This window comes from Streptomyces sp. NPDC043680, assembly GCF_056436685.1.
The window spans coordinates 273,839-291,613 of record NZ_JBWKCE010000008.1; the positions used below are offsets into that span (position 1 = coordinate 273,839).

General features: G+C 73.0%; 16 protein-coding genes. 8 read left to right on the forward strand and 8 right to left on the reverse strand.

The features are described from left to right. Window positions 1–171: 171 nt before the first annotated feature. The gene (locus AC0666_RS19240; RefSeq protein WP_468968641.1) at window positions 172–1,176 is read left to right on the forward strand and encodes a Gfo/Idh/MocA family protein; all 1,005 of its coding nucleotides are present in this window, start codon (window positions 172–174) and stop codon (window positions 1,174–1,176) included. A 33-nt stretch (window positions 1,177–1,209) separates the two neighbouring features. Here AC0666_RS19240 and AC0666_RS19245 read toward each other — a convergent pair whose 3' ends face one another. From AC0666_RS19245 to allB, 5 genes are all read right to left on the reverse strand, one after another. Further along, a complete protein-coding gene (locus AC0666_RS19245; RefSeq protein ID WP_468968638.1) occupies window positions 1,210–2,415 on the reverse strand; it encodes a cytochrome P450 family protein in 1,206 nt (401 codons plus the stop codon). A 62-nt stretch (window positions 2,416–2,477) separates the two neighbouring features. Next, window positions 2,478–3,395, reverse strand: a complete 918-nt coding sequence (locus AC0666_RS19250) for a DMT family transporter (protein ID WP_478707983.1) — start codon at window positions 3,393–3,395, stop codon at window positions 2,478–2,480. Window positions 3,396–3,549: 154 nt separating this feature from the next. Continuing rightward, window positions 3,550–4,167, reverse strand: a complete 618-nt coding sequence (locus tag AC0666_RS19255) for a dihydrofolate reductase family protein (RefSeq protein ID WP_468968633.1) — start codon at window positions 4,165–4,167, stop codon at window positions 3,550–3,552. 290 nt (window positions 4,168–4,457) lie between these two features. Beyond that, on the reverse strand, window positions 4,458–5,585 hold the full coding sequence (alc, locus tag AC0666_RS19260; protein ID WP_468968631.1) for an allantoicase: 1,128 nt from the start codon (window positions 5,583–5,585) through the stop codon (window positions 4,458–4,460). 2 nt (window positions 5,586–5,587) lie between these two features. Next, on the reverse strand, window positions 5,588–6,928 hold the full coding sequence (gene allB, locus AC0666_RS19265; protein ID WP_468968628.1) for an allantoinase AllB: 1,341 nt from the start codon (window positions 6,926–6,928) through the stop codon (window positions 5,588–5,590). A 329-nt stretch (window positions 6,929–7,257) separates the two neighbouring features. Here allB and AC0666_RS19270 point away from each other — a divergent pair, with 329 nt between their 5' ends. Continuing rightward, window positions 7,258–8,061, forward strand: coding sequence for an IclR family transcriptional regulator (locus AC0666_RS19270; protein ID WP_468968625.1), 804 nt, complete (start codon window positions 7,258–7,260; stop codon window positions 8,059–8,061). A gap of 111 nt (window positions 8,062–8,172) precedes the next feature. Here the strand turns inward: AC0666_RS19270 and AC0666_RS19275 are convergent, their stop codons facing one another. Beyond that, a complete protein-coding gene (locus tag AC0666_RS19275; RefSeq protein ID WP_468968622.1) occupies window positions 8,173–8,868 on the reverse strand; it encodes an ABC transporter ATP-binding protein in 696 nt (231 codons plus the stop codon). Continuing rightward, complete coding sequence (locus AC0666_RS19280; protein ID WP_468968621.1) at window positions 8,865–9,956, reverse strand: ABC transporter permease; 1,092 nt, start codon at window positions 9,954–9,956, stop codon at window positions 8,865–8,867. Before AC0666_RS19280 ends, AC0666_RS19275 begins: the two co-directional genes overlap by 4 nt. 133 nt (window positions 9,957–10,089) lie before the next feature. Here AC0666_RS19280 and AC0666_RS19285 point away from each other — a divergent pair, with 133 nt between their 5' ends. Together AC0666_RS19285 and AC0666_RS19290 are read left to right on the forward strand one after the other, a co-directional pair. Then, on the forward strand, window positions 10,090–11,310 hold the full coding sequence (locus tag AC0666_RS19285) for a sensor histidine kinase (protein WP_468968618.1): 1,221 nt from the start codon (window positions 10,090–10,092) through the stop codon (window positions 11,308–11,310). Beyond that, on the forward strand, window positions 11,307–11,936 hold the full coding sequence (locus tag AC0666_RS19290; protein ID WP_468968615.1) for a response regulator: 630 nt from the start codon (window positions 11,307–11,309) through the stop codon (window positions 11,934–11,936). Before AC0666_RS19285 ends, AC0666_RS19290 begins: the two co-directional genes overlap by 4 nt. Before the next feature lie 57 nt (window positions 11,937–11,993). Here AC0666_RS19290 and yczR read toward each other — a convergent pair whose 3' ends face one another. Then, window positions 11,994–13,481: a MocR-like transcription factor YczR gene (yczR, locus tag AC0666_RS19295; protein ID WP_478707984.1), complete on the reverse strand. Its 1,488-nt coding sequence runs from the start codon at window positions 13,479–13,481 to the stop codon at window positions 11,994–11,996. Window positions 13,482–13,568: 87 nt separating this feature from the next. On the opposite strand from yczR, the gene AC0666_RS19300 reads away from it, so the two are divergent. From AC0666_RS19300 to AC0666_RS19315, 4 genes are all read left to right on the forward strand, one after another. Then, window positions 13,569–13,811: a hypothetical protein gene (locus AC0666_RS19300; RefSeq protein ID WP_478707985.1), complete on the forward strand. Its 243-nt coding sequence runs from the start codon at window positions 13,569–13,571 to the stop codon at window positions 13,809–13,811. Next, a complete protein-coding gene (locus AC0666_RS19305; protein WP_478707999.1) occupies window positions 13,811–14,389 on the forward strand; it encodes a nucleotidyltransferase family protein in 579 nt (192 codons plus the stop codon). The genes AC0666_RS19300 and AC0666_RS19305 overlap by 1 nt, the downstream gene beginning before the upstream one ends. A gap of 273 nt (window positions 14,390–14,662) precedes the next feature. After that, window positions 14,663–16,282, forward strand: coding sequence for a malate synthase A (aceB, locus tag AC0666_RS19310; RefSeq protein WP_478707986.1), 1,620 nt, complete (start codon window positions 14,663–14,665; stop codon window positions 16,280–16,282). A gap of 280 nt (window positions 16,283–16,562) precedes the next feature. Then, window positions 16,563–17,750, forward strand: a complete 1,188-nt coding sequence (locus AC0666_RS19315; protein ID WP_468968605.1) for a GDSL-type esterase/lipase family protein — start codon at window positions 16,563–16,565, stop codon at window positions 17,748–17,750. Window positions 17,751–17,775: the final 25 nt, after the last annotated feature.

The window sequence follows — 17,775 nt, forward strand, 5'->3', positions numbered from 1 at the left end:
TACTGCGGTCGGCTGCCGCCAAAGCGGTCATTCCGGTTCCAGCCGCTCAGTATCCGCCACAGTGGACCATGTGAGGTCATCGGGGGCTTCCCGGCGATCCGGGCCACCTGTGACCCCGTCGGCCCCGCCCGGCCGATTGACAGCTCCTGCCGAGCGGGTCACGTTGAGTGCATGCGCATCGGGCTGATCGGAACGGGCCGTATCGGCTCCTTCCACGCGGCGGCACTGGCCCGCCACCCGGACGCCGGCTCCCTGCTGCTCGCCGACGCGGATCCGGCGCGGGCGGTACGGGTCGCCGACCGGCTGGGCGCCACCGCCGCCCCTTCCGTGGAACAGGTCTTCACCTGGGGTGTGGACGCGCTGGTCGTGGCCTGCGCCACCGACGGGCACGCGGAGCTGGTGGTCCGGGCGGTGCGCGGCGGGCTGCCGGTGTTCTGCGAGAAGCCGCTGGCCACGGACCTGGCCCGGACCCTGGCGGTGCTGCGCGAGGTGGAAGCCGCGCGCGGGGTGCTGCAGGTGGGGTTCATGCGCCGCTTCGACGCGGGCTACCGCACCGCCCGGGAGCTGGTGCGCTCGGGGGTGCTGGGGAGGCTGCACACCGTACGGACGATGACCGCGGATCCCGCGCCGCCGCCCGCCGCGTACCTGGCGACGTCCGGGGGCCTGTACCGGGACTGCCTGGTGCACGACTTCGACATGGTCCGCTGGGTGACCGGGCACGAGGTGGCCGAGGTGTACGCCACCGGTTCGGACGCCGGCCCGGCGTGCTTCCGGGAACTGGGCGACGTGGACACGGCCGCGGCCCTGCTGGCCCTGGACGACGGCACCCTGGCCACGTGCACCGGGACGCGGTGCAACGGGGCCGGGTACGACGTGCGGATGGAGCTCGCCGGGGAGCTCGACCAGGTCTCGGCCGGGCTGGACGACCGGACGCCGATCGCCTCCACCGAACCGCACGGCCCGCCGCCCGCGAGCAAGCCCTGGACGGGGTTCCTGGAGCGGTTCGGCCCTGCCTACGAGGCGGAGCTGGCGGCCTTCGTCCACCTGGTGCGCGGGGAGGGCCCCAATGCGTGCGACGGCCGGGAGGCGCTGGCCGCGCTGCGGATCGCGGAGGCGTGCGAGCTGTCGCGGCGGGAGGGGCGCCGGGTCCGGATGGCGGAGTTGCCGGACCTGTGAGGCCGGCGTGTCGTTCCTGGCCACCGGTTACGGCTACCAGCGCACCGGCAGCCGGGTCACGCCTCTGATCAGGCTGCCCCCGATCCAGCTCGACGGATCCGCGAACGGGTCCCCCGACAGGTCCTCGGCCAGGTCCGGGAACCGCTCCAGCAGGCCGCGGATCGCGATGCGGCCCTCCATCCGGGCGAGCGGGGCGCCGATGCAGAAGTGCAGCCCGTGCCCGAAGGCGAGGTGGCCCTGCGGGGCCCGCCGGATGTCGAAGGTGTCGGGGCTTTCGTACCGGTCGGGGTCGCGGTCCGCGCCGGCCAGCGACACGAGGACGGTGGCCCCGGCCGGGATGGCGGTGCCGCCGAGCTCCATGGCCTCGCGGGCGTAGCGGTAGGTGGTGTTCTGCACCGGGCCGTCGTAGCGGAGCATCTCCTCGACGGCGCCGTCGAGGAGGCCGTCGTAGTCGGCGCGCAGGGCGGCCAGCTGGTCCGGGTGGGCCAGCAGGGCGCGGGTGCCGTTGGAGATCAGGTTGACGGTGGTCTCGTGGCCCGCGATCAGCAGCAGGAAGGCCATCCCGATCAGCTCGGCGGAGGACAGCGCGTCGCCGTCCTCGTCCCTGGTCCGGATGAGGGCGCTGAGCAGGTCCTCGCCGGGCTCCTTGGCCTTGGCCTCGACGAGCTCGGCGAGGTAGTCGCTGAGCTTCTGGTGCGCCTTGGTGCTCGGCCTGACGGAGGTGGGCGCGAGGACCTCCTTGGACCAGTAACTGAAGCGCTCGCGGTCCAGGTCGGGGACGCCGAGGAGCTCCCCGATGACGGTCATGGGCAGCGGGAAGGCCAGGGCCTTGATCAGGTCGGCGGTGCGCTGCGGGCGCGCGGCCATCGCGTCGAGGAGTTCGTCGGTGATCTGCTGGACGCGCGGGCGCATGGCCTGCACGCGGCGGGCGGTGAACTCGCGGGCGACCAGGCGGCGCAGCCGGGTGTGCTGCGGCGGGTCGGTCTCCAGCATGTTGCTGTTGGCCACGGTGGTCGCGACGCCCGGCAGGACCCCGCTGCCGGCCCAGTTCTTCGACAGGCCGGGGTGGTTGAGGGCCCGGCGGGCCTCCTCGTAGCCGACGACCAGGAAGGTGGGCGTGTACTCGGCGGCCGTGACCTCGACCTGGTGCACCGGTCCCTCGGCGCGCAGCCGGGCGTAGAAGGGGTAGGGGTCGGCGTGGAAGTGCGCGTCGTTCACGCTGATGTCCGGCTGTGGCATGCAGCTACATTACGGCGGCGGTTCCGTGCTGGACCCGGCGATTTCCGGTCAGTCGCCGCAGGTCATCCGGCCACGGCCCGGCGGCCCCAGGCGGTGCCGCCGAGGACGAGCGCAGCGCCCGCGAGGCCGGCCGCACCCAGGTGTTCGCCGCCGAGGGCGATGCCGGCCACGGCCGCCCAGAGGGGTTCGGTGCCGAGGAGGAGGCTGACCCGGGAGGGCGAGGTGCGGCGCAGGGCCCAGGTCTGCACGAAGAAGGCGAACAGGGTGCAGAAGACGGAGAGGAAGACGAGTCCGGCCCATTGCCCGGGACCGAAGGAGAGGGCGACGGCCCAGGGGCTTTCACCGGTGCCGGGCAGGGCGGCCAGTACGGCGAAGACGAGCACGGCGCCGCCGAGCTGCACGGTCGTCAGGGACAGCGCGTCGGCGCTCTGGACGGCCTCGGTACGGGCGGTCAGCAGCACGTTCAGGGTCCGGACGAGCGCGGCGGCGAGCATCAGCAGGTCCCCGAGGCCGGGAACGGTGAATCCGCCCTGCTGGGTGAGCAGCACCACCCCGGCGACGGAGACGGCGGCCGCGCCGAGGAACGCGGCCGGCGGCGCCTTGCGCTGCACGGCCGCCTCGGCCAGCGGTGTGAAGATCATGGTCAGACTGATGATCAGCCCGGCGTTGGTGGCGGAGGTGTGGACGACCCCGTAGGTCTCCAGCAGGAAGATGGCGCCGAGCACCAGCCCGAGCAGCCCCGCCCCGCACAGCTGCCGGCCGGTGAGCGCGCGCAGGCGTCGCCGGCCGGCGACGGCGAGGACGGGCAGCACCAGCGAGAAGCGCAGCACGAGCACGGCGACCACCGTGTGCGTGGTGGTGATCCCCTTGGCGGCGAGGTAGCTCGCGCCCCATACGACGGCGACGGCGAGCACCGGCAGATCGCCGAGCCAGGCCCGGCGGGGGACGGCGGGTCGTCCGACGAGGGTGTACGAGGTCACCGGGCTCTCCAACGGCGTGTGGCGGGTGGAGACTTCGGCGGCTCACACGGATGCACGCTGAAACTATCCGATCCGGCCATCCGGGTCGACCCGTCAACCCGGTCCCGTCCGCCCGGCCCTGCGTGCGCCGGAGCCCGCGTGCGCCGGAGCCCGCTCAGAAGCTGCCGAAGGTGGCGCGGCCCGTGGGGCGGTAGGTGTTGATCGCCGTGCCGTTCGGCGTGGTGCGCGAGCCGGTCAGTTCGCAGGCCGTCGGCAGCCCGCCCCTCGGGAAGAGCCGGCGGCCCGCGCCCAGGAAGACCGGGAACACCAGCAGGTTCAGCTCGTCCACCAGGTCCCGCGCCAGCAGCCACTGCGCCAGCCGCCCGCTGCCGTGCACCTGGAGCTCCCGCTCCCCCTCCAGTGCGTCCTTGACCCGCACGATCTCGCTCTGCAGGTGCTCCCCGTCGACGACGGTGGTCCCGGGCCAGGCCGGGCTCGTCAGCGTGGTCGAGGCGACGTACTTCGGCAGGCCGTTCAGACGGCTCGCGACCGGGTCGGTGGGGTCGGTGACCTGCGGCCAGTACCCGGCGAAGATCTCGTACGTCCGCCGGCCGAGCAGGAAGGCCCCGGCCCGGTCGAAGACCTCCTTGACGAAGGCCTCCATCCCGTGGTCGGCGAACGGCACCAGCCAGCCGCCGTACTCGAACCCGTCGCTGCGGTCCTCGTCCGGGCCTCCGGGGGCCTGCATCACGCCGTCGAGGGTCAGGAAGGTGGTGAGGGTCAGCTTGCCCATGGCTGTGCGCTCCTTGCGTCCGGTTCCGCTGTCGCCGCGGTGTCGTCTGCTGCTGCTCGTGCTCAGACTCCCGGGCGGCGCGGATCCCACCGGTGCGGCGCGCACGGACGCACGGCCGGATTCCCGCGGAAACCGCAACGCGGGGAGCCCGGAGCAGGAACCGCAGCACCGGAACCCCAACGCAGGAACCGCAGGCAGGAACCGCAGCGCGCAATCATGAACGCAGGAAGCGCGGCCGAAACGGACGAGCCCCGGGGGTGTCGGCCCCCGGGGCGGTCATACGGGCGGCGTCAGCCGCCCAGCTCCTGGTGGCGGGCCGTCAGCGCGGCCGCGCCCTGCTCGGTGAGCGAACCGAACAGCCGCAGGCGGGAGAAGCCGCCGTCCGGGAAGATGTCGATCCGCACGTGCGTGCCGACCGCCGGGGTGTCCAACACGAACCGGTGGTTGGTGTCGGGCTGCAGGCGGGTGCGCGGCAGGAACTCGGTCCACTCCCCCTCCTCGCCCGTCTTGACGGACAGGGAGGCCCAGCCGGCCGAGTTGCCCTTGAGGTAGGCGGTGTCGATCTCGACGGCGCGGATCTCCGACTCGGCGACGAGCTGGTAACGGATCCAGTCGTTGCCGTTGTCCCGGCGGCGCGCGGTCTCCCAGCCGTCGTCCATCTTCCGGGAGCGGCCCGGGTTGATGGTGTTGGTCGGCGGGGAGTAGAAGCGGTTGGAGGCGTCCTGGACGGCACCGCCGTTCTCCAGGGCGACCACGTCGAAGGAGCCGAGCGCGTCGAGCCACTTCGGGTCCGGCAGGACCTCGCCGTAGACGCGCAGGCGGGCGATGCCGCCGTCGGGGTGCTGGTTGACGCGCAGGTGCGTGAAGCGCTGCTCGACGTCGACCTCGAAGCCGTTGGCCGCGTGGCCGCCGACGGGCGTGCGCGGGACCAGGGTCGTCCACTTCACGTCGTCGCCGAGGAGCTCCTCGGGGGTCGGCGCGCCCTCGACCGAGGTGCCCTCGATGGAGACGGCCTGCGGCATGTTGCCGCGGAAGTGGGCGGTGTCGACGACGATGCCGCGGATGACGCCGGGGGCGCCCAGGCGTACGAGCGCCCAGTCGTGGTCCTCGGAGGTCGGCCAGGGCTGCTCGGCGGAGACGCCGCGGCGGCGGCGGGTCTCCCAGCCGTCCATGACCTTGCCCTTGTGACCGAAGTCCTCGGGGTCGAAGTGGGCGGCCTCGGAGATCAGCAGGTTCTCGCGCTGGGCGAAGAACTCGTCGTTGGCGGCGATGACACCGGCGCCGAGCTGACGGTCGGCCAGGTTGGCGAACTGCGTGAACGGGAACTCCGCGGTGCGGTAGTCGGCGTACGGGTCTCCGCCTCCGTAGGGGTTCGCGTTACCGGTGAAGGAAGCCAAAGGAGTCGAACGCTGTGCCACTGTCAGTTCTGCCTTTCAAGGAGTCGGCCGGTGGGCTCGGTCGGGGTGCCGTGGTCGGCGATCCGCTCACCGCGCAGCCAGGTGGACTTCACGACGCCGTGCAGGGTCTTGCCCGCGTACGCCGTGACCTGGTTGCGGTGGTGCAGCTCGGCCGGGTCCACGGTGAAGGTCTCTTCGGGGGCCAGGACGGCGAAGTCGGCGTCCCGGCCGGCCTCGATGGCGCCCTTCTGGGCCAGGCCCGCGAGGTTCGCGGGGGCGGCGGACATCCAGCGGACCACGTCCTCCAGGGTGCGGCCGCGGCGGCGCGCCTCCGTCCAGATCGCCGGCAGTCCGAGCTGGAGGGAGGAGATGCCGCCCCAGGCGGTGAGGAAGTCGTCGGTCTTCAGGTCCGCCGTGGAAGGCGAGTGGTCCGAGACGATGCAGTCGATGGTGCCGTCGGCGAGCGCGTCCCACAGGAGGTCCTGGTTGGCGGCCTCGCGGATGGGCGGGCAGCACTTGAACTCGCTGGCGCCGTCCGGCACTTCCTCGGCCGTCAGGGTCAGGTAGTGCGGGCAGGACTCGACGGTGATCTGCACGCCCTCGGCCTTGGCGGCGGCGATCAGCGGCAGTGCGTCGGAGGAGGACAGGTGCAGCACGTGCACGCGGGCGTTCAGCCGCTTTGCCTGGGCGATCAGGTTCTCGATCGCGGTGTTCTCGGCGTCCTTGGGGCGGGAGGCGAGGAAGTCGGTGTACTTGGGGCCGGGCGTCTGCGGGGCGGACTCCAGGTGGTGCGGGTCTTCGGCGTGCACGATCAGCAGGCCGCCGAAGCCGGTGATCTCGGCGAGCGAGGTGGCCAGCTGCTCCTGGTCGAGCTGGGGGAACTCGTCGACGCCGGACGGGGACAGGAAGCACTTGAAGCCGAAGACGCCGGCGTCGTGCAGGGGGCGCAGGTCCTTGACGTTGTCCGGGAGGGCGCCGCCCCAGAAGCCGACGTCCACGTGCGCCTTGGTGCGGGCGACCTCCTGCTTGACGCGCAGGTGGTCCACGGTGGTGGTGGGCGGAAGGGAGTTGAGGGGCATGTCGAGGATCGTGGTGACGCCCCCGGCCGCGGCGGCGCGGGTGGCGGTCCAGAAGCCCTCCCACTCGGTTCGGCCCGGGTCGTTCACGTGCACGTGGGTGTCGACCAGGCCGGGGAGCAGGACGTCGTCGCCGAAGTCCTCCAGGCGGGCGCCGGCGGGCACCTCGGCCTCGTGCGGCAGTACGGCGACGATCTTCCCGGCGGCGACGGCGACCGAAGCGGCGCGCGTCCCCTCGGGGGTGATGACGCGAGTCGAGCGCAGTACCAGTTCCACGTCGTCGGACACGCCGGAACCTCCCCATCTACTTCCACAGAGCGAAATTCAACGTTCTGTTGACGGAGTCTTCACCGCGATCCAGGGCCAGTCAAGAGCGGCCGGACAGAGCACCGACACGGCTTCCCCGCAATTGGATGTTTCCACAGCATGGAATTAGGATTTCACTATTCAGAATGTAGCTATCACCACCCGGGGTCGGCCGGGTAACTTCCCGAGGACGTCCGCCACCCGGACAAACCGCCTCTGACCGGCGGGGACGGTATTGCCCCGGCCCTAGGGCCGACGCCGACCGACCGGTAGGCTGCTTCCTTGCCTGCCAGCACCGAAAGGACCGCGCCGTGCCGACGTCCAGCGCCAGCACCACCGACGCTTCCGCCAAGACCACCGCCGGCGGCGGTGGCGTCCAGTCCCTTGAGCGCGCCTTCGACCTGCTCGAACGGATGGCCGACGCCGGGGGCGAGGTCGGCCTCAGCGAGCTGTCCGCGGCCAGCGGTCTGCCCCTGCCGACCATCCACCGCCTGATGCGCACCCTCGTGGCGTGCGGCTACGTCCGCCAGCAGCCCAATCGACGGTACTCCCTCGGCCCCCGGCTGATCCGCCTCGGCGAGTCCGCGGCGCGGCTGCTCGGCACCTGGGCGCGGCCCTACCTCGCCCGCCTGGTCGAGGAGACCGGCGAGACGGCGAACATGGCCCTGCTCGACGGCGACGAGATCGTCTACGTGGCGCAGGTGCCGTCCAAGCACTCCATGCGCATGTTCACCGAGGTGGGCCGCCGGGTGCTGCCGCACTCCACCGGTGTCGGCAAGGCGCTGCTCGCGTACACGCCCGCCGACGAGGTGCGGGCCCTGCTCGCGCGCACCGGCATGCCCGCCGCGACCGAGAAGACCATCACCACGCCCGAGGGCTTCCTCGACGCGCTGGAGCAGGTCCGCAAGGTGGGGTACGCCGTCGACGACAACGAGCAGGAGATAGGGGTCCGCTGCCTCGCGGTCTCCGTACCCAACTCGCCGACCGCCGCCGCCATCTCGATCTCCGGTCCGGCGGGCCGGGTGACCGAGGCGCTGACGGACTCGATCGTGCCGATCCTCCAGAACGTGGCGGCCGAGCTCTCCGTGGCCCTGCAGAGCCAGAGCCCCGCCTGAAGGCTTGCGGACGTACTCCGGCCCCGGCGCCCTCCGCTTCGAGGGGCGCCGGGGCCGATGCGTGCGCAGCCGCGGGCGGGCCGGGCGGCGTACGGGGTCCGCGGGGGCGGCTCAGGACGCCGGGGCCGGCTGCCTGTCCGGCAGCGTGAGGCGGCCGTCCGCCATCGTCGCGGTGCGGTCCATGCGGTCCAGGTGGGCGTGGTCGTGGGTCACCAGGACCGTGGCCGTGGAGCGCTCCCGGGTGAGGGTGACGAGCAGGTCGAGCACCGCCGCTCCGCGCTCGTGGTCCAGGGCGCTGGTGGGCTCGTCGACCAGCAGCACCGCCGGCTCGTTCATCAGGGCGCGGGCGATGTTGATCCGCTGGCGCTGGCCCCCGGAGAGCTGGTGGGGGCGCTTGTCGGCCTTGTCGGCCAGGCCCACCGCGTCGAGCAGTTCCAGGGCCCGGCGGCGCAGCGCCCGCGCCGGGCGGCCGCAGAGGTGCGCCATCACCTGGAGCTGCTCGGCCGCCGTGAGCGAGGCCAGCAGGTTCGGCTGCTGGAAGACGATGCCGATCTCCTCGCGGCGCAGGGCCGACTTCTCGGCGGCGCTGAGCCGGGCCGTGTCCCGGCCCGCCACCACCACCTGCCCCGAGTCGGGGGTGACCAGGGTGGCGGCGACGGCGAGCAGGCTGGACTTGCCGGAGCCGGACGGCCCGATCACCGCCGTCAGGGTGCCCGCGGGCACCTCCAGCCGGACCCGGTCGAGGGCGGTGAGCCGGCCCTCGCCGTCCGGGTAGGTGAGCGTGACGTCGTGCACGAGCAGGGTCATCGGGCGCTCCCGAGGGCGGTCAGCGGGTCGACGGCGGTGATCCGCCGGATGGACAGGGCCGCGCCGAGGGCACCGAGCACGATCATGATCCCGGCGGGTGCCAGCACGGTCGCGGTGGCGAGGACGAAGGGCACGTCGCCGCCGCTGATCAGCGCGCCGAACCCGGCGGCGAGCGCCGTACCGAGCCCGGTGCCGATCGCGAGCATCACGACCGCTTGGCCGAGGGCGTCCTTCAGCAGGTACGGGGTGGAGGCGCCGAGGGCCTTCAGCACGGCGACGTCCGCACTGCGCTGGATGGTCCACACGGTGAAGAAGGCCCCTATGACCAGGGCGGAGATGGCGAAGAGGAAGCCGCGCATCAGCTGGAGCGAGCCGTTCTCGGCCTGGTAGGACCCCATGGCGCCGAGCGCCTCGTCGACGGTCCGGGCCGCGGTGCCCGCCGCCCGGTCGCCGGCGGCGAGGGCGGCGCCGGACGCGTCCGGCGCGTCGAGGGCGACCACGGTGGCGAGGGTGTCCGCGGCGGCGGGGTTGCCGAGGCGCTGCCAGTCGCCCAGGTCCGTCCACACGACGGGCGTGTGGCTGTAGGCGGCGGTGCCGGAGACGGCCGCCACGGTCAGGTCGAGCGGCCCGATCCTCAGCCGCGCGCCCGTGGTGAGGCCGCCGAGCTCCTTCGCGGCCTTCTCCGTGAGGACGACCCGCCCCCGGGCGAGGCCGGCCCCGCGCGGTGCCAGGGGGCCGGCCGGGTCGACGCCGAAGACGGAGACGGCGGCCGTCCGCCCGCCCGCCGCGGCATCGGTGGTCCGGATGGCGAGCGGCTCCGCCGACCGTACGCCCGGCTGCGCCCGCCAGGCCTGCCAGGCCTTCTCGGGCACCTGGGACCGGGTGAAGGACACCTCCCGGCCCCCGGCAGGTGCGGCGAAGGCCAGGTGCGAGGCGGGCAGGCCGGTGACGGCCGAGGTGTTCTCCCGGGCCAGCCCCGCCGTGAGCCCCGACAACAGGCCCACCAGCAGGGTGATGAGCAGGACCACCGAACCCATGAGGGCGAAGCGGCCCTTCGCGAACCGTAGATCTCTCCATGCGACGAACATGCCCCCACCTTGGTCTTCGCCGGGGGTGCGGGGCATCGCGCCACGGTGGCGAACCCGGTATCGAAGGACGCATCCCGACATCAAACTTTCGATTGACCGGTGCCCGCGGGCTCGCACGTACGCTGGTCGGGCCATGGCTCTTCCGGATTCCCCCGCTCCGCGCCCCCTCACGCCCGTATCCCGCATCCTGCGCCTCTGCCTGCACGCGCTGCTGTTCGCGCTGCTCGCGCTGGCCGCGGGGCGCGCCGTCACCGATTCCGCGCCCCGCTCCGGGTGGGTGGCCGCGGCGTGCGCCGTGCTGGCCGCCGTCTACCTGGCGGGCGTACGGGCCCCTGCGGTACGCCGCGACGCGCGCGCCGGGGCGGTGTGGCTGGCAGGGCTCGGCGCGGCCTGGGCGGGGCTGCTCGCCCTCTCCCCCGACGGGCTGTGGATCGCGTTCCCGCTGTACTTCCTGGAGCTGCACCTGCTGCGGCTCCGCTGGGGGGTCGCGGCGGTCGCCGTGACGGCCTGCGCGGCGATCGGCGGCTTCCTGGCGCACAGCCGCGCGGTGGTGCCCGGTGCCTTCCTCGGGCCGCTGCTGGGCGGGGCGGTGGCGGTGGCGACCGTACTGGGCTACCAGGCGCTGTACCGGGAGAGCGAGCGGCGCCGCGAGCTGATCGAGGAGCTCATCACCACGCGCGCCGAACTGGCGGCGGCCGAGCGGGGCGCGGGCGTCCTCGCGGAGCGGGAGCGGCTGGCCCGGGAGATCCACGACACCCTCGCCCAGGGGCTGTCCTCGATCCAGCTGCTGCTGCGGGCTGCGGAGCGCACCCTGCCCGAGGACGCGGCCGCACGGGAGCACATCAGCGCGGCGCGGGGGGCGGCGCAGGACAACCTCGCCGAAGCGCGTCGATTCGTACGGGCCCTGACCCCGCCGGACCTGGAGCACGGCTCCCTCGCCGGTGCGCTGGAGCGGCTGTGCACGGCCGTCCCCGGGCCGCGGGTCCGGTTCAGCCTGAGCGGCACCCCGCGGGTGCTGCCCACCCCGTACGAGGTCGCGCTGCTGCGGATCGCGCAGTCGGCTCTGGCCAATGTGGTGCGGCACGCGGGGGCGGGGCGGGCGGAGATCACCCTGACCTTCATGGACGCTTCGGTCACGCTGGACGTGGTGGACGACGGGGACGGCTTCGCCCCTCCCCCGGCCACCGCCGGGAGGCACCCGCGGTCGGCGCCCTCGGGGGACGGCGGCTTCGGCCTGCCCGCCATGCGGGCGCGGGCCGAGAGCCTCGGCGGGCTGTTCACCGTGGAGTCCGCACCGGGCCAGGGCACCGCCGTGGCCGTCACCCTTCCGCTGCCCCTGGAGGCCACCCCATGACGATCCGGCTCCTGCTGGCCGACGACCACCCGGTGGTACGGGCCGGGCTGCGCGCAGTGCTGGACACGGAGGCGGACTTCGCGGTGGTCGCGGAGGCCGCCACCGCCGAGCGGGCGGTGGAGCTGGCCGCGGCCGAGCCGGTGGACGTGGTCCTGATGGACCTCCAGTTCGGCGCGGGGATGCACGGCTCGGCGGCGACGGCCCTGATCACGGCCCGCCCGGGGGCTCCCCGCGTACTGGTGCTGACCACGTACGACACCGATGCGGACATCCTGGCGGCCGTCGAGGCGGGCGCCTCGGGGTACCTGCTGAAGGACGCCCCGCCGGAGGAGCTGGCGGCCGCGGTGCGCACGGCTGCGGCGGGGCAGTCGGCGCTGGCCCCGGCAGTGGCGCTGCGGCTGATCGACCGTATGCGCACGCCCGCGTCGGCGCTGACGAAGCGCGAGCTGGAGGTGCTCCAGCTGGTCGCGGACGGCCTGTCGAACCAGCAGATCTCGAAGCGGCTGTTCCTGAGCCAGGCCACGGTCAAGTCCCACCTGGTCCACGTCTACGCCAAGCTCGGCGTCGACTCCCGTACCGCGGCGGTGGCCACGGCCGCGACGCGCCGGCTGATCCGCACCCCGTAGGGCGGGCGGCGCGGCAGCGGCCGGGGCGGCAGCGGTCTGGGCGGCGCGGACCGCCGCTCAGGCCACCCAGTGCGGGCGCTCCACCGCCGGGGTCAGCGGGACCCCGTCGTGGAAGGCGGCCGCGAGGCGGCGTATGCCGTCGTCCAGGTCCTGCGGCGGCAGGGTGTACGGGATCCGGATGCGGTGCTCGAAGGTGCCCGCGTCCACCCCGAAGCGGGCCCCCCGCCCGATGTGCACGCCGCAGGCGCCGGCCCGTTCGGCGAGGGCGGAGCTGACCGGCTCCCCGAGGTCCACCCAGAGCGAGAGCCCGCCCGGCGGGAGCTGCCAGGACCACTCCGGGGTGTGCCGCTGGAGCGAGCGCACCAGCGCCTCCCGCCGGATCCGCAGCTGCGCGAGCCGGGCGGGCAGCGTCCGCTCCAGCCCGTCCAGCAGGGGCAGGGCGACCAACTGGTCGAGGACCGAGCCGGTCATGTCCGAGGAGACCCGGAGCGCCGTCAGCTCGTTGATCATCTTCGCGGTGGCCCGGACCCAGCCCACCCGCAGCCCGCCCCAGTGCGTCTTGCTCAGCGAGCCGATGGTGATCACGTGGTCCGCCCCGCCCCGGGGGGCCAACGAGGCCAGCGGGGCCGGAGCCGGCACGTCCAGGGCGATGTCGGCGATCGTCTCGTCGACCACCAGCCAGGTTCCGGTGCGGCGCGTCGCCGACAGCAGCCGCAGCCGCTGCTCCTCGGGCATCAGCGCCCCGGTCGGGTTGTGGAAGTCCGGGATCACGTACGCCAGCCTCGGCACGGTCTGGCGCAGGGTGCTCTCGGCGATCTCCATGTCCCAGCCCGCATCGGACACCGCGATCGAGCCGGTGCGCAGCCGTGCGTGCCGCAGGGCGTCCAGGGCGTTGGCGTACGTGGGGTTCTCGGTGACCACCCGGTCCCCGGCGCCGCAGAGCAGGCCCACCACCAGGGCGAAGGCCTGCTGGGCCCCGGCGGTGACGAGGATCTGCTCGGGCCGCGTCGCGAGCCCGCGCCGGCTGAACCGCTCGGCTATGGCGGTGCGCAGGTCGGGCAGGCCGAAGGGGTGGTAGCCGGGGCTGTGGGCGAGGCCGGGCAGCCGGGGCGCCGCCCAGGCGAGGGCTTCGGTCAGGGCCTGGTCCGGGGCTCCCATGGCGGCGATCGCGAGGTCGATGCCGGGGTCTCCGTCGGCCCGGTAGCCGCCGGCGCCCACCAGCAGGTGGGCGCCGACCGGGCCGTGGCCGTCGGGGAGTTCGGTCCAGGTGCCGGAGCCGCGCCGGCTGCGGACGTAGCCGCTCTCGCGCAGCAGGTCGTAGGCCCCGGTGACGGTGGCCCGGCTGGCACCGACCGCCTCGGCGAGCTCACGTTCGGCGGGCAGGCGTACGTGCAGGGCGATCCGGCCGTCGAGGATCAGGGTCCGGACGGCGTCGGCCAGGGCCCGGTAGCCGGGGCGGGCCAGCACGTCGGCGGGCAGCAGCGCCGCGAGCTGGCGGCTCCCGATCGTCCTGTCCGCCGTCTGGACCACTCGCCCGTTTGCCATGCCAACCTCCCCTGATTGGCTCTGCCGATCAGGCCAATCGGGGACCAGACTCGCGGTATTGGCCCCTGATTGGCAAGGAGTTCCGCGATGTCGACCCCGCTGACCGACCGACACGAACGAGCCCTGGTGGCCGCCGCCGAGAACCGGATCGCCCAGCCGCTGCCGATCGGGGCCGCGCTGGCCGCCGTCCGGCGGGTTCTGGCACGCAGGCCCCGCGGCGCGGCGCAGGGGCGAGAATCGCTGTCATGTCAGCCACCAGAGACCACAGCGCAGACCACCGTGCAGACCACGGCCAGGACCACGGCGCAGACCACTCCGCTCGCCCCGTGATCGCGGGCCTGCTCCTCGCGGCCGGCGGCGGCCGGCGCCTCGGCGGCCGCCCCAAGGCCCTGCTCCCCTACCGCGGCCGCCCCCTGATCGAGAACGCGGTCCGGGTGCTCCGCGAGGCGGGCTGCGACCCCGTCCACGTGGTGCTCGGCGCCGCGGCCGCGGAGGTCCGCGAGCGGGCGGACCTGGCCGGCTGCGTGCTCGTGGACAACCCGGACTGGGCGCAGGGCATGGGCTCCTCCCTGCGGGTCGGCCTCGCCTCGCTGGCCGGCACGGGAGCCGGCGCGGCACTCGTCTCGCTGGTGGACCAACCGGGCATCGGGACCGCCGCGGTGGCCCGGGTGCTGGAGGCGTACCGCTCCCCCGCGAGCCTCGTGGCGGCTGCGTACGACGGGGAGCGGGGCCATCCGGTGCTGTTCGGCGCGGACCGGTGGGCGGACATCGCGGCGACGGCGGAGGGCGACAAGGGCGCGCGGGTCCACCTGACACATCACGCCGACGAGCTCAGGCTGGTGGAGTGCGGGGACGTCGCCGAGGCCTTCGACATCGACACGCCGCCCGACCTGGCACGACTGGCTTGAGCTCCGGTGGCCCGGGGCCTGAGCGGCCTGTGACCGCCATGGCACTGAGGGCCACGGTGATCCGGAATCTGTCGACTCAGAGAATCTCGACATCAACAAACCATTGAACTTCCACCATAAGGAAATTACTATCCACTGGTCAGAAGCGCCCTGAACCCCCAGACGGCGCCCGCGACCGTTTCCGGAACTCTCCACACCCGACGGCACTGCGTGCCGTCTCGCGCGAGCATTCCCCCGCGGCCGCCAGGCACCGCCGCTGAAGGAGTGACAGACATGTCCGCACCAGCGCCGTCATCGCTGGCCATCGTCGACGCCGAACCCCTGCCCCGCCAGGACGAGGTCCTTACCGAAGCGGCTCTCGCCTTCGTGGCCGAGCTCCACCGCCGGTTCACCCCCCGCCGCGACGAGCTCCTCGCCCGCCGCGCCGAGCGCCGCGCCGAGATCGCCCGCACCTCCCACCTCGACTTCCTCCCGGACACCGCACAGGTCCGCGAGGGCGACTGGAAGGTCGCGCCGGCCCCGGCCGCGCTGAACGACCGCCGTGTGGAGATCACCGGCCCGACGGACCGCAAGATGACCATCAACGCCCTGAACTCGGGCGCCAAGGTCTGGCTCGCCGACTTCGAGGACGCCTCGGCCCCCACCTGGGAGAACGTCGTCCTCGGCCAGCTCAACCTGATCGACGCCTACGAGCGCCGCATCGACTTCACCGACGAGCGCACGGGCAAGACGTACGCCCTGAGGCCCGCCGAACAGCTCGCCACCGTGGTCATGCGGCCCCGCGGCTGGCACCTGGAGGAGCGTCACCTGCAGCTGGACGGCCGCGCGGTGCCGGGCGCCCTGGTGGACTTCGGCCTGTACTTCTTCCACAACGCCAAGCGCCTGATCGACCTCGGCAAGGGCCCGTACTTCTACCTGCCGAAGACGGAGTCGCACCTGGAGGCCCGCCTCTGGAACGAGATCTTCGTCTTCGCCCAGGACTACGTCGGCATCCCGCAGGGCACGGTCCGCGCGACCGTCCTGATCGAGACGATCACTGCGGCGTGCGAGATGGAGGAGATCCTCTACGAGCTGCGCGACCACGCGGCGGGCCTGAACGCGGGCCGCTGGGACTACCTCTTCTCCATCGTGAAGAACTTCCGCGACGGCGGGGAGAAGTTCGTCCTCCCGGACCGCAACGCGGTGACGATGACGGCCCCGTTCATGCGGGCGTACACCGAACTCCTGGTGCGCACCTGCCACAAGCGCGGCGCCCACGCCATCGGCGGCATGGCGGCCTTCATCCCGTCCCGCAAGGACGCCGAGGTCAACCGGATCGCGTTCGAGAAGGTCCGGGCCGACAAGGACCGCGAGGCCGGTGACGGCTTCGACGGCTCCTGGGTCGCACACCCCGACCTGGTCCCGATCGCGATGGCCTCCTTCGACGCGGTCCTCGGCGACAAGCCGAACCAGAAGGACCGCCTGCGCGAGGACGTCTCGGTGGCTCCCGGCGAGCTGATCGCGATCGACTCGCTGGACGCCAGGCCCACGTACGAGGGCCTGCGCAACGCGGTGCAGGTCGGCATCCGCTACATCGAGGCCTGGCTGCGCGGTCTGGGCGCCGTCGGTATCTTCGGCCTGATGGAGGACGCGGCCACGGCCGAGATCTCCCGTTCGCAGGTCTGGCAGTGGATCAACGCCGGTGTCGTCTTCGAGAACGGCGTGCGGGCCACCGCCGAGCTGACCCGCACGATCGCGGCGGAGGAACTGGCCGCGATCCGCGCCGAGATCGGCGAGGAGGCCTTCACCGCCGGCAAGTGGCAGCAGGCCCACGACCTCTTCCTCCAGGTCTCCCTGGACGCGGACTACGCGGACTTCCTGACCCTCCCGGCCTACGACCAGCTCGTCGGCTGACGCCCCGCCCCGCCTTCGGCTGACCTCGCACAGCAGCCGAAAACCCCTCACCACGGCTCCGCCCCCGCTGCCCTCCGGCACGGGGGCGGAGCTGTGCGCGCACCACAACTCCCGAACGAATGGTCGGGCGTTACGTCATCGTAATCTGCGGCTACCTAGCGGTAACAACGTGCGCCGTGTCACCTTTCCGGTGCCACCGGCCGGCGGTCCTCCCCCACTTACCCAGCCATGTACCGGACTTGTCCGGATTTTCGGCATGGCCGAACGCAGGAGTTCCGTCGTGATCGGATTCCGCAACGCCAGCAAGAACCGGGCCGCCCGTCGTGTGCGACGACTCGCCGGAGTCGGGATGGTCGTGCCGCTCGCCGTCAGCGCGCTGGTCGGCGGCGCCGGGACCGCCGTGGCCGGGCCCGGCAGCGGGCCCACCGCCGTGGTGTCCATGGGCGACAGCTACATCTCCGGCGAGGCCGGCCGCTGGAAGGGCAACAGCCTCACCAACACGGGCAGCAGGAACGGCACCGACCGGGCCTGGGTCAGCGGGAGCACCTACGATCCCGCCAGGGTGTACGGCAGCACCGCGGGCGGCTGCCACCGGTCCGACTCCGCCGAGGTCAAGAGCGCCGGGGCGATCGCCGACGTCGCCGTGAACCTGGCCTGCTCCGGGGCGGTCTCCGCGAACGTGTTCCGCGCATCCAACGGCGGCGTGGCCTTCAAGGGCGAGGCCCCGCAGGCCGATCAGCTCGCCGCCGTGGCCGCAGCCGACAACGTCAAGGTCATCGCCCTGTCCATCGGCGGGAACGACCTCGGCTTCGCCGACATCATCAAGGAGTGCGCGTACGACTTCGTGCTCTGGAACTCCTACTGCTACGACGACCAGCAGTACGACGTCGACCAGAAGATCGACGGGGTCATGGCCGGTGTCGGCAAGTCCGTCGACGAGATCCGGGCCGTGATGCGGGGCGCCGGGTACGCAGACTCCTCGTACCGGATCGTCCTGCAGTCCTACCCCTCGCCCATACCGCGCGGCGTCGAGAACCGCTACACCCAGAGCGACTGGAGCCGGCTCAACACCGGCGGATGCCCCTTCTGGAACAAGGATTCCGACTGGGCGCGGGACTCGCTCGTCCCGCAGCTCGCGAACCGCCTCAAGGCGGTGGCCGCCGCCAAGGGCGTGCAGTTCCTGGACCTGCGGGACATGCTCCAGGGCCGCGAGGTGTGCGCCACCGCGAGCAAGCAGGTGACCTCCGCGGTCCCGGCGTCGGCGAAGACGAGCGAGTGGGCGCGCTGGATCGACAGCAGCGAGACGCAGGGCCTCGTCCAGGAGTCCATGCACCCGAACCACTTCGGCCAGCTCGCCGCCGGCCGCTGCCTGGCCCTGGCGGTGGCCCAGCCCGCCACCGCCAACGTCGGCTGCAAGAACACGGCGGGAGCGGACCAGAGCGGGATGTACCTCTCCCCCGCCTCGTGAGCCCCCCGCTTACAACCAGGTGATC